An 11,928-nucleotide genomic window follows, 5' to 3' on the forward strand; every position below is an offset into this window, starting at 1 on the left:
TCTTAGTCGTACCTTAATGAGTCCACGGGTTTCATTTTTGCGGCTTTTCGTGCAGGGTAGACGCCAGAAACAAAACCGACAGCGACCGCAACGATAAATCCGGCAGCTATCAGGCTTATCGGGAAGACCACAGGCAGGTTAAGGAGGCTTTCTACACTGTATGCGCCTGCAATTCCAACAGCACTTCCGAGAATGCCTCCGAAAACTCCAAGCATGATTGACTCGATCATGAAAAGGAAAAGGATATCAAAGCCTGTGAACCCAAGGGACTTGAGCACCCCTATCTCCCTTGTCCTTTCGGTCACGCTTACGAGCATAATGTTCATGATCCCTATTGAACCTACCAGAAGAGAAATCAGGGCAACTGCTGTCAGGAAAGAACTGAGTGCAGCTGCCATCATGTCAGTCTGCTCTAAAATCTCAGCCTGGTTTATGAGCATGTAGGGCCTTGAATCTTTGTCCTCAAGATCCCTTTCTGAAATCCCGAAGCTTCGCGCAAGGCGCCTGTCCACCTCATCCGAGATATCCTGAATAGCTGCAGGGTCATCAGCCATTGCAAAAGCCCCTCCGTAGTCCTTTTCACCAAGAACATCATTCATAACGTCGATAGGGATCAGGACAGCTTCGTTGTCATCATACGCCTGAACCATGGTATTTTCCGGGTTCTCGATTATTCCCTTAACCTTGAAAGTCTTTGTAATTTTCTCGTCTTCCCCTATCCTGAAGGTTATATCTATGGAGTTTCGGGCCGAGATGTTCCTGCCGAACTTCTCATCTGCAATATCATGTCCTATAACTGCAACATACCCGTCATTGTCATTAATAAAGGTGCCTTCCCGGAGCTGGGTATTTGCAACTTCATCATATGCTTTTCCCACCCCGCTTACCATGACATTTTTGGTCTCGGACATATACGTAACTTCAGCAGTCTGTGACTTCAAAGGCGAAACTCCCGAGATTCCAGGCGTATTCTCAATTATCTTCAGCTGGTTGTCGTAAAAGAGCTTTGGCTGCATCCCCTGAATATAAATGAAATTTGAGCCGAGGTTGGACACCTCATTTGTAAAATGCTGGTTGAAACTTGCCCCAAGGGACACATTTGCAATCACAGCCGCAACTCCGATAACGATTCCAAGCACTGTAAGGGTTGAACGCATTTTTGCACTTTTAATGCTTCCAAGAGCTATTTTTCCTGCATTGAAAAAGGGGATCATGAATGGGGACTCCGTTTTGAACCGGATTTCAGCGGTACGGATAAAACTAAGAATTAAAGATCAAAACTCATTTGCTTAAACTTTATTTAGATGAATACATCAAGCATATAAATTCTGCTAAGGAAGAAGGAAGAATATACTCTGATAAAGAGAATTTTAAGAAAAGAATTTTGAATTTATTCCCTGAAAGTGTCCATAAAGCCGACTGTCTTATACCTGTAATCTCTAAAGAGGTTGGAGGCTATATTATTGTCAATTAACATTAATGGTACTTGCAGGATTCTTAACAACAGAATTAGCTATTATGAAGGTGAACTTTGCAATGGCATTGGAAGGCTTATAGCGGTTCTTCTCGAAATCACACTTCTTGTTAATCTGTTCCCTGATACTGTAATTTACGGCTTATTCAAGAATTGAATGTTTATTCATGAATTGAATGATTATTCAGGAATTGAATGATTATTCAGGAATTGAATGATTATTCAGGAATTGAATGATTATTCAGGAATTACATGCTTGCTCGGAAACTATGTGTCTATTGGGAATTGTACATTAACAGGATCAAAACTGGTTAATCCGCGACTATTGGTCTGATAATTCAACTTCTGAATGGCCTTTTCGCACATATATTGAAAAATTTTTATTGAACAGCCTAACGTTTTCCACGCAAATATCCTCAATCGCTGCAGGGAGATATGGATTTATTATTATATTCTGGTTTTTATGGTCGGGTTCCAGTCCTAAAATCATCCGTAAAAATAATACGCTTGCACCGGCAGCCCATGCCTGTGGTGAGGATGAAGTCGGATAGGGCACGGGAAAATCAACTTCGGTTCTCTGGTAACCTGCAAATACCTCAGGAAATCTGTTATCGAAATATTGAGATGCTTCTAACAGATTTATTATTATTTGATTTGCTTCATCTTTATATCCGTACTTTATGAGTCCCTCTGCAATTAAACTATTATCATGCGGCCATACCGTTCCATTGTGATATTCTATAGGATTGTATCCTCTATCCTGAACAGATAATGTGCGAATTCCCCAGCCACTATAAAGGTGACTGCTCATTAATTGTTTAACAATAATATCAGCCTTATCATCATTTACGATTCCGCTCCAGAGAAGATGTCCCATATTTGAGGTCATAGAATCAATTTTTTTCTTGTTTTTATCCAGTCCAAGAGCAAAATAGCCTCCTCTATCTTCAATCCAGAAATCCTTATTAAAGTGCCGTTTTAACTCTTTAGCCTGATTCCTCAGTTTTTCTGCAAGGGCGGGATCATTCCAGACTTCTTCTGCCAGTTCAGCAAGCCTTAGCTTTGCATCATAAACATATCCCTGGAACTCAACCGTAGCTATAGGGGCTTCGGCAAGACTTGCATCACTGAAGATCATACTTGTCCCTGAATCTTTCCAGCAGTGATTACCAAGTCCTTCTTTTGATCTTTTTTGATATTCTATGTACCCGTCCCCATCCATATCTCCGTAATTGTCAATCCAGTCAAGGGCTTTTAACGCTGGCTCCTTAAGCTCATTAACTAATTCTCTGTTATCCGTCCACTTAAACGCTTCATGGAGCAGAATAAGGAATAACTGGCAGGAATCAGCAGTTCCGAAATACGGGCTGTACGGTTTTTCTCCCAATAGGGTTTTCTCTCCAAACCTCAGTTCATGAAGGATTTTTCCGGGCTCTTCATCTCTAAAATCATTATATTCTTTTCCCTGAAGCCTTGCTAGATTCCTTAATGTAGTAAACGCAATATCCGGAGCAATAAAACAGCATTGATAAGCTGTAATTAAACTATCACGGCCGAATAAAGCCATATACCAAGGCATGCCTGCTGCAATTACAGGTTTATTTTCCGAGTCTATGTAAAACCTGAGTGCGGCTAAATCCATTAAACTATGTTCATATGTTTTCGATAATATGCTGCAATGTCCGGTTAACCTTGGGACCTGATTTTTCCATTGTTGCAGAGGTTTATGTATAACTGGTTTATTTTTATCAAGATCTTCACATAAATATTCTGGCTCTTTAACTTGATCTTCCCAAACAGGCCGAATTGTCAGGCAGGTTTTCCAGACATCTTTTGCAGGAATATTGATTTTAAAACTTACCTTTTTATTTTCTATTTGTGCTCCGGCTTCACATTGAATTATAGTTTTCCTGCACATTCCATTAACCTGGTATACGAAAATATGCTGATTTTCTTCGGAATTAATCTCAATAACAGGTTTTCCTTCCGCGCCCTGTGCTCTTTTTAACTCAATTATATCTACAAAATCAGCATCAAGCTGTATTGATAAGGTTAAATCTATAGACTCAGTTTTATAATTATGTATTACAATTTCTTCTCTGGCTCCGTTACCTGCTGCACGTTTTCTAATAATTGTAATAGGATGAGCTTCAAATATAGATTCAAATGGGAGAGTAGCATAATGGGTTGACCAGAAATAGTTTATCTCTTTTGCGCTAAGTATAGATAAATCCTGATCATTTATTTTCAAAATTAGCTCCGATAAAAATCGTGTGTCTCTGAAGAAAAAACCAAAATTACCCGTATTCTCCTGATGTATATTCCCAACAGCATCTGAGATAATGAATGTTTCTCCGTTGACGATTCGTATTTCAGATTTTGTTTGATAGGTCATAGTTCTGTCTCCTTACAGTCCTAATCTTTATTAATGGTTCAATATGCAGTGAAAAGCAAAGCGGAATTCCGGCAAAAGAGTTTTACCACTCAGGGTCACCTGAATCATAAGCCTGAGCAAATCTTTTCACTTTATCATTCCGGGCTTTTTCCGGAATTCTTCCTTTATTGGCTGTTGAGTTTCAGACATTCGTCATCTTTATCCGGCTTACAGAAGATCTAAAACTTTTACTTTCCTTATTACCCCCCTCTACGAACTGCAATCCACTCATTACTTTCAAGAAAAACATTATGGAGAAATCCTGACGGAATTCCCAATGACGGATTCCTAAATTTCGATAAAAGATAGTAAAATCATTTAGCCGGTATAAAAAATTGAATAATGACAGGTATAATAAACAAATTTATATAAGCAATTATTATCTTGCCTTTTAACGTTTAATATTTAACCTGATCTCTAAACCGAAGCAAAAATAAGGAGCTCATCCCAAAAACAATTTTATTCTCAAAAATAAGTAAAGTTTCAGAACTGCTTTCCATGATCTTAAACTCGATTGATTACTCGGAATACTGGATTCAGAGAAGCAATTTTGAGTTTTGGGATCTGCTCAAGAATAATCTAAATATTTTATGAGCTGAATTCTTTTTTAAGTACAGGAAGAACTTTCTCTCCAAAATCCTTAATAAATCTCTCCTGTTCAACATTGGCATTATGCAGAATAATATTACTGAAGCCAAGCTCGATATCTTTTCGAATCCAGTCTATATGATTTTTCGGCTCGGAAGAAATCCTGATATGGTCATCCAGGTCATCGGGTCTTATGTACTTTGCAGCTGCATCAAACTGTTCAGGAGTATAGATCTCTTCTTCAACAATACTTTCAATAGTATTGTTTTTCCATTGTTCATAAGCCCCTTTACGAGCTCTTTCATCAGTATTGGAATATGAAAGGTGAACCTGCAGATACATGGGTTTGCCTTCCCCACCGCCTGCATGAAAAGCATCCACCATTTTCCGAAGTTTTTCATAAGGCTGGGATACTGTTACCATTCCATCTGCCCAGCTACCTACCCATTTTGCAGTCTCGGGAGTGAGAGCCGCACCAAAAATTTGTGGTACAGTTTCAGGTTGAACGTACAGCTTTGCTTCTTCTACAGTTATATAGGACCCGTAATAAGTCACTGCCTCTCCTGCAAACAATGATCTAATTACATCTACGCATTCCTGTAGCCTTTTATTTCTTTCAAATTTGATCGGATATAAATCTCCGGTTATTCGCTCATTTAAAGCCTGACCGCTTCCAAGCGCCATCCAGAACCTCCCAGGAAACATTTCAGCTAAAGTTGTTGCAGCCTGTGCAATAATTGCAGGATGATACCTTTGTCCGGGAGCATTTACAACTCCAAATTCAAGTGATGTAGCTTGCATAGCTGCTCCCAGCCAGGACCATGCAAAACCATTTCCACCCTGTTCAGCCTGCTTACAACTCCAGGGTTTAAAATGATCCGAAGATAAAGCTCCGGTAAATCCGGCTTTTTCAGCTAATTGAACCCAATTTAAAAGCTCACGAGGCTTAAACTGCTCATGAGAAACATGATACGAGAACCCCACCATAAAAATATCCTTATTGCTTATTACTGATATAGGTAACTATTCAGAGTATAATTATCTGCACTCTTTTAAGCGCCATAAAAATACACAGGAAGATTTATAGATGCCCCTTAAAATTCACCCTGAAACCCCTTCCGACTACCCGGCAATAACCGAAGTAAACGACCTTGCCTTCGGGCAGCCTGCTGAAGGAAAACTCGTTGAAAACCTCAGGAAAAACCCGGAATTTGTTCCCGAACTTTCGCTTGTAGCTGAAGCTGACGGAAAAATTGTGGGCCATATCCTGTTTTTCCCGATAAAAATCAAATCTGCGGAAGGAAAAGAAAAAGAGACCATCTCGCTTGCTCCGGTCGCAGTCATGTCTGAGTTTCAGAAACAGGGCATCGGAGGCGAACTTATAAGAGAAGGGTTCAAAGCCTGCGGAAAAATAGGATACGATTCGGTCATAGTCCTCGGGCATCCTGAATATTATCCGAAATTCGGATTTGAGCCGACAGGAAAGTGGAGAATAAAAGATCCTTTTGGCGCGCCGGCTGAGGCTTTCATGCCGCTGGAATTGAAGAAAGGAGCGCTCGAAGGTGCCGGCGGGGTTGTGGAGTATCCAGATGAGTTCCTTGACGTTTAAAAAAGAAAGAAGATTTAAAAAAGGAAAAAAAATGGAAGAAAAAGGAAACAGGAAAACTTAGAGAGACGGTGTCAGGCTTGATTCGGCTCTTCTATACTCCGGGCCCGGAAGGTGCGAAACCGATATCAAGTTCCCGAAATCCCTAGCTTTTTCCAACAACTGTGGCCTGAATGTAACTTCAAGTTTATCCGTGCCTGCTGCAACAATTGTATCCAGGACATCAAAGCCCAGATAGTAAAGAAGACCTGCTGTGTATTCGAAATACGGTTTAAAGGCATCTCTGTCAGGAACTCCCTGAGTAAATACAAGAATTAGTTTTTTATGGTCAAGCCTGCTCGAGAAATTCGGCCTTAAGAAAGCGGTCATGCGGTCAATAAGTAGTTTTGTCTGGGCTGTCATCTGCCACATATATACAGGAGATCCGAGTACAACAGCATCTGCTTCCTGAATTTCTTGATAAAGTTTTTGCATATCATCATCTATAACGCAGCAGCCATGCTCATGGCACCTGCCGCAGGCATCACAGCCTTTGATGTCAAGAGAAGCAAGGTTATAGATTACAGTTTCTGCCCCTTTTTCCGCTGCTCCCTCAAGAAATGCATTTACAAGTTTTGAGGTATTACCATCAACTTTAGGACTACCCACCAATCCGAGAACTTTAATGTTAGAACCCCCATTCAAATTTTAAATACACGATATAAAACATTTTACACAAAGGTATAAACGTCTGATCAGAATAAATACGTTTCTCTTATAGAAAAAAGTAAGCCAGTTTGTATAGAATAGCCAGGAAAAGTAAATAAAGAGAAAAAGAAAAAGAGAAAAATAATTCTGCTGATTTAGTTTTACCGGTTAGTCTGTTAGCTGGCTTGCTGGTCACCTTCTAGCTACCATGAATGCACCAAAAAGAGCTGCAATAAAAACCAATGCTGTGAAGACTGTTGAATGACCTGCATCTTCAGCACCTTCAGCACCTTCAGCACCTTCAATACCCTCTGCCCCTTCAGCATCCTCAACATTTTCACTTTCCTCATCATCTTCTTGAGAGACAGGGCCTTGTGCATGGACAATTCCATCTTCCTCTTCATCATTAACATCTGCATCAGAATAATCGTCAGCCTCTTCAGGGGCTTCAGATCCGGCAGTGCCTTTTTTCACGACCCTGGCTTCACCTTTTGCATCATTACTGCTACCTGAACTTGGGGCTCCCTCACTGGAGGAAGTAGAGGATGCTATGTCAACTTCAGCAATCGAGCCAGGCGTTTTGTCCCCAATTGTCTCCATCTGAGAAGCAGGGATCTCAAAACTGGCTTGATCGCCGTTGATATAAAGCTCCATGTTCTCAATATTAGAATAATTCTCAGGAGTGAGATTCAGGTTCAAGTTATATTTACCATCTTCTCCTACGGTGCTTTTTGCGATTAGCTCTCCTTCATAATATGCAAGAATCTCAGAGCCTTCAGAAACAGGCTCTCCGTTTACGTCCAGCCCGCCATGCAGTACGAGCGGCAGGTCGGGCACGTCTCCAATCGAATCATTTTCTTCAGATAAAGCAGTCACACTTACCGCTGCAAACACAGACAGTATCATCAGGCTTAAAATAAGCACTCCGAACTTTCGATACTTAGTCAAAACTATTCCCCCTACTCCATTTAGGTTAATGTGAAACTTACAAAACCACTATTCAGATTGGATTCCTGCCCTGTCCAGACAATAGCTACAACAGCCGCAGTTTTCTATTAAGAAATGGTTTTGTTTACAGGTATTTTTTGTCCCCTTTTGTTTGGCAGGATGTTCCCACCTACAAACCCAACAAATACTTGATTTGAAAATATTTCCTGCCCAGCAGTGTAAGAAGGCAAGAATTATTGAAATATAATATTATTAGATATTATATATATCAATATATTGAAAAATATTAATTATTGAATAATAATCAGCTCAGTCTCAAGTCAAAGTCAATATCAACCGGATTAATCCAGAATATTTAAAGCCCTGTCTTAATATCAAAATTTTAAAATACCTGTTTTAACAACAGTACATCAGTTTTAAATTTGAAATGATCAAACACGTCGCGCAATGAAAGAATCTAAATGACGTAAATACTGGTTAATATAAAAAGGTATAAAGGAAAAAATTTAAAAAAGGGAAGAAGAAAAAGGGAAGAAGAAAAAGGAAAAAAGAAAAAGGGAAAAAAGGGGACAGATTTCTTTACGCTTGTTTCTCTTACTCTTTTTTCGCTTTATTCTTTATTTTTACATCATTTTTTACCAGGTTTCTATCTCCCGATTTTGTTTCACTTTTTCTTCGCCTTAAGAAAAGCAAATGCTCCAAGCCCTGCAAACAGCACGGAAAGTGTTTCAAATCCTGGTAATGCTTTCTGTTCTTTGGGCTCAGCCTTCACAGGCAGGTCTTTGTAGGTATCATAATTGGAAATTGAAACTCCCACAAAAGCTGAGTCTTCAGCATAATATTCTGCCATGGTAGCAAAGAGATCCTGTATCGAATATTTGTCTTCGAAGCCTTCTTCTACGGAAATTTCTATAATTCCTTTTGAGTTTACACCTCTTATTTCACCCATCTCGAGTGCAACAGAGTCAACAATAACCGATCCAGAGTTAAGGTTTTTAGTTTCACGGTCATAAGCCCTGATAATAAAGAAGTCTACTGAAGGGGCAATTTTTTCAATATTTGATGCAGCATATCCGGGTGGAAGACTTGCCGAAATGGACAATTTGTCTCCGGCTTTTTCCCGGGAAGACACAAAAAGGGTTACATAGTCCATGCAATCATTTTCGGAGTAGGAATCATTAGAAGCTGTCACGTAGATATTGATTCCATCAAAGGGTGCAAGTGACTTTTCATTATAGTCAATGATAGTGTTCAAGGAAGAACGGGAGGTGTTCATAGCACCTTCTGCTGTGCAGTTGAGATCTTCAAAAAGTACTGCATGCACTGTCATTCCTTCCTGATGAGCCATTTTTACAAAGCGTTCATACTGCCAGACATCTTCACCATTCATGCTCAGGAAGATAGTGTCAATTCTTGAAGATTCAAGATCTTTTACCAGTACAGGAAAATCGAATCTGTATGGAGAAGAGAGCTTAACTCCGGAAACATTGACACTGTACCTGGGAAACAGAATTTCCGGGGCTTTAATCTCATTTCCACTCTGGTTTTCCTGTATCTGTACTGGTATTTCAGGGGTTTCCTCTGTAACTGAAACCTCAGGGATAGGAGTTTCAATCTCAGGAGTGGCTTGAGAGTCGGAAATGACTTCAGAGTCGGAAGTGGAATCAGAATCGGAAATGGAATCAGAGTCGGAAGTGGAATTTTCTGTAGAGATTTCAGTTTTAATCTGATCCGACATGAACTTGACAGTTGGCTCGGATTCAACAAATTTGCGGACAAAAGCATAGTCTACAGCCATATAGCCTGTGTTCTTCGAGGCGTCGGAATAAGAGGCTGCATAAAGGTAAACATGCATCGGGAGGGTTGTAATATAATCATTTGAAGCGTAATCCATCTTTGTATCCCGAATTCCATTCTTAAACCAGGACACCTTACGCGTATCGTTTTCTTCGTACCAGGCAACTCCCGACGTATACCATTCCCCTTCAGAAACGCGGACATTGGTCAGGTCAAAGGAATTATACCTTTCCTTCCTGTAAGATGTCTCCCAGCGCACACGGCTCTCATTAGCAAATTCGGTCTCGTGCTTAATTTCATTTTTCCTGCTGCTTATCTGATCTATAAAACCCTGCCTCAGCAGAGGACCTCTCTCATCCGTTCCTGTGGTAACTTTCATTCTTTTGACAACGAACATGGAATTAATGTCAAAACTATCTTTGCTGTAGATCAGAGAAGAGTCATAAGCATGAACCTTAGGAGCTGACACTTTACATATGCCGCTTTTGACTTCAACGAGACCTCCACCTGCGCTTTCGGAGTTCCATACAAGCCCCTGGAGTTTATCTCCTTCAAAATCATCGAAAAATTCGAAGGTCTTGCCTCCATTACTCACTGCCGTAGCCGTCGAATTTCCGTACTTCATAAGAAGCGTACTATTTCCGTTTGCAGACAGGAAAGGAATCCTGACCCAGATAAGAGCTTCTTCAGCTTCTGCGTCCCAGGTCTCAATCCAGTAACTGAGTATTTTTCCTCCGGAAAAGAAACGAAGATCAGATCCATCTGTTTTCGCCTGTGAAAAATTAAAGTTAGAATAATTCAGGTTGATAGGAACCTGATAGCCGGTCAGATTTTTTCCGGAATTTTCAGTAATTACTATCTTCTGGGAATAGGTTCCCGTATCATTTATTGTAGATAGAGCCCCTAGATCATTCGCTGTAGCCAGAGCAAAGCCTGTGATCAAAACCAGGAAAAAAATAGAAACAATCCCATACGTGAGCAGTCTCTTTTTCATTTTTAGCAGCCTCTTTTAAGCTCTTTTATCAAAGACGATAAAAAATATTATTCAGACATTATCAAAATTATAGGTATAACTCAGAGGAAAAAGTGTGAAACCTGTAGATCTTTAGCCCAGAGGTATTAATGCTAACTTTCTCCCAATTTTTTGCTAATATTAAATATCACATACATTCGATTCAATACTCTATTGGTCGCTGGTTTTGAAAACCAGAAAGCCAGTAAAGTGTATTCAACCCTCAGGCTCACGAGGTCGTGAATATGTTTTTTTCTTGCTCGAAACCACGTAAAGCCGAATCGAGATGAAAACGAAGACATAGTAGGGCAGAGACTGCCCGATTTCAAGCCTGTAGAGATGCCGAGGGTAATCTGTGGAGCAGGAAACCGCAAATCTTTAGATTTAGCGGACAGTTCACTTTACCTACTTATTAACCCACAAACAATAAAGCTTTTCATAAGTACATGTTCAAAATAATAATTATAATATAATAGCAATTTGGATAAAAATGAAGGAAAAGAGAAAAGACCTCAAGTTCAAAAAAATCTGATCAATTTCTCAGTTGAAAAAATATTGCTGGTACACCAGTAAAATGCAGACGTGGTAATGAGAAATTACTGTAAAAGTGAGAAAAATTGTTAAATTGAGGAGAAAATTGTTAAAGAAATGAGAAAATTTTAAAGAAATAAGAAAATTGTTGAAGAAATAAGAAAATTGCTATAGAAGTAAGTAAATTGCTATTTTAAAAAACAGAAAAATAAAAAGTATACGTAGAGAAAGTAGAGAGTCCGAAACTGTAATAAAGACTCTTTACAATTACAGTTTCCAATGACTCTTTTATCCAGCAATGAACTGAAAAAACTTATACGGGCAAACCCTCCTTTGCTTGAAAACGCAGTTGATATCGAAACCCAGATCCAGCCAAACGGGCTTGAGCTTACTCTGAAAGAGATAAAAACAATAGAAGGCGTTGGAGCTGTCGACTTTGACAACTCAGAAAGAAAGGTTCCTGATGCAGAGCTTCTTGAGTTCGGGAGCGACGACTGGGTTCACCTTCCCCAGGGGATTTATAAAGTAATATTTAATGAAATTGTAAATATTCCCAGGAACCTGGCTGCAATTGCAAAGCCCAGATCAAGTCTTATTCGCTGTGGGGCAACCCTTGAGACTGCAGTATGGGATGCTGGTTATAGTGGACGCAGCGAATCTATGCTTGTAGTCTATAATTCAGCGGGTTTCAGGTTGAAGAAAAACGCCAGAATTATGCAACTCCTTTTCTATACCCTTAACAGCGAAGTAGAAAAAGGATATTCCGGAATCTACCAGAACGAAAATACAAAGTGAATTATGGAAAAAAGAATGTATTTTGAAGTCCGAAGAGAGGTATCTTTTGAAAATAT

Annotated in this window: 9 protein-coding genes; 3 read left to right on the plus strand and 6 right to left on the minus strand. The window is 39.7% G+C overall.

The window, feature by feature from the left end:
- Positions 1-2: 2 nt before the first annotated feature.
- On the minus strand, positions 3-1,214 hold the full coding sequence (locus tag ACZ5A8_RS19930) for an ABC transporter permease (RefSeq protein WP_464531105.1): 1,212 nt from the start codon (positions 1,212-1,214) through the stop codon (positions 3-5).
- Between the two features lie 249 nt (positions 1,215-1,463).
- Between ACZ5A8_RS19930 and ACZ5A8_RS19935 the strand changes: the two genes are divergently transcribed.
- Positions 1,464-1,631 (plus strand): hypothetical protein, encoded by a 168-nt coding sequence (locus tag ACZ5A8_RS19935; protein WP_464531107.1) that lies wholly within the window; start codon positions 1,464-1,466, stop codon positions 1,629-1,631.
- Between the two features lie 165 nt (positions 1,632-1,796).
- Here the strand turns inward: ACZ5A8_RS19935 and ACZ5A8_RS19940 are convergent, their stop codons facing one another.
- Together ACZ5A8_RS19940 and ACZ5A8_RS19945 are read right to left on the minus strand one after the other, a co-directional pair.
- Positions 1,797-3,869 (minus strand): amylo-alpha-1,6-glucosidase, encoded by a 2,073-nt coding sequence (locus ACZ5A8_RS19940; protein ID WP_464531108.1) that lies wholly within the window; start codon positions 3,867-3,869, stop codon positions 1,797-1,799.
- 627 nt (positions 3,870-4,496) lie between these two features.
- Positions 4,497-5,483 (minus strand): TIGR03885 family FMN-dependent LLM class oxidoreductase, encoded by a 987-nt coding sequence (locus ACZ5A8_RS19945; RefSeq protein WP_464531109.1) that lies wholly within the window; start codon positions 5,481-5,483, stop codon positions 4,497-4,499.
- Between the two features lie 100 nt (positions 5,484-5,583).
- Between ACZ5A8_RS19945 and ACZ5A8_RS19950 the strand changes: the two genes are divergently transcribed.
- Positions 5,584-6,105 (plus strand): GNAT family N-acetyltransferase, encoded by a 522-nt coding sequence (locus tag ACZ5A8_RS19950; RefSeq protein ID WP_464531111.1) that lies wholly within the window; start codon positions 5,584-5,586, stop codon positions 6,103-6,105.
- Between the two features lie 57 nt (positions 6,106-6,162).
- Here ACZ5A8_RS19950 and ACZ5A8_RS19955 read toward each other — a convergent pair whose 3' ends face one another.
- The 3 genes from ACZ5A8_RS19955 to ACZ5A8_RS19965 form a co-directional block, all read right to left on the minus strand.
- On the minus strand, positions 6,163-6,768 hold the full coding sequence (locus ACZ5A8_RS19955; protein WP_464534222.1) for a flavodoxin family protein: 606 nt from the start codon (positions 6,766-6,768) through the stop codon (positions 6,163-6,165).
- Between the two features lie 213 nt (positions 6,769-6,981).
- Positions 6,982-7,737 (minus strand): hypothetical protein, encoded by a 756-nt coding sequence (locus ACZ5A8_RS19960; RefSeq protein ID WP_464531112.1) that lies wholly within the window; start codon positions 7,735-7,737, stop codon positions 6,982-6,984.
- A 664-nt stretch (positions 7,738-8,401) separates the two neighbouring features.
- Entirely contained in the window at positions 8,402-10,528 is a 2,127-nt protein-coding gene (locus ACZ5A8_RS19965; protein WP_464531113.1) for a DUF2341 domain-containing protein, read from the minus strand.
- A gap of 828 nt (positions 10,529-11,356) precedes the next feature.
- On the opposite strand from ACZ5A8_RS19965, the gene ACZ5A8_RS19970 reads away from it, so the two are divergent.
- Entirely contained in the window at positions 11,357-11,872 is a 516-nt protein-coding gene (locus ACZ5A8_RS19970; protein ID WP_464531115.1) for a deoxyuridine 5'-triphosphate nucleotidohydrolase, read from the plus strand.
- The last annotated feature ends 56 nt before the right edge of the window (positions 11,873-11,928 follow it).

The organism is Methanosarcina subterranea, from assembly GCF_055385895.1.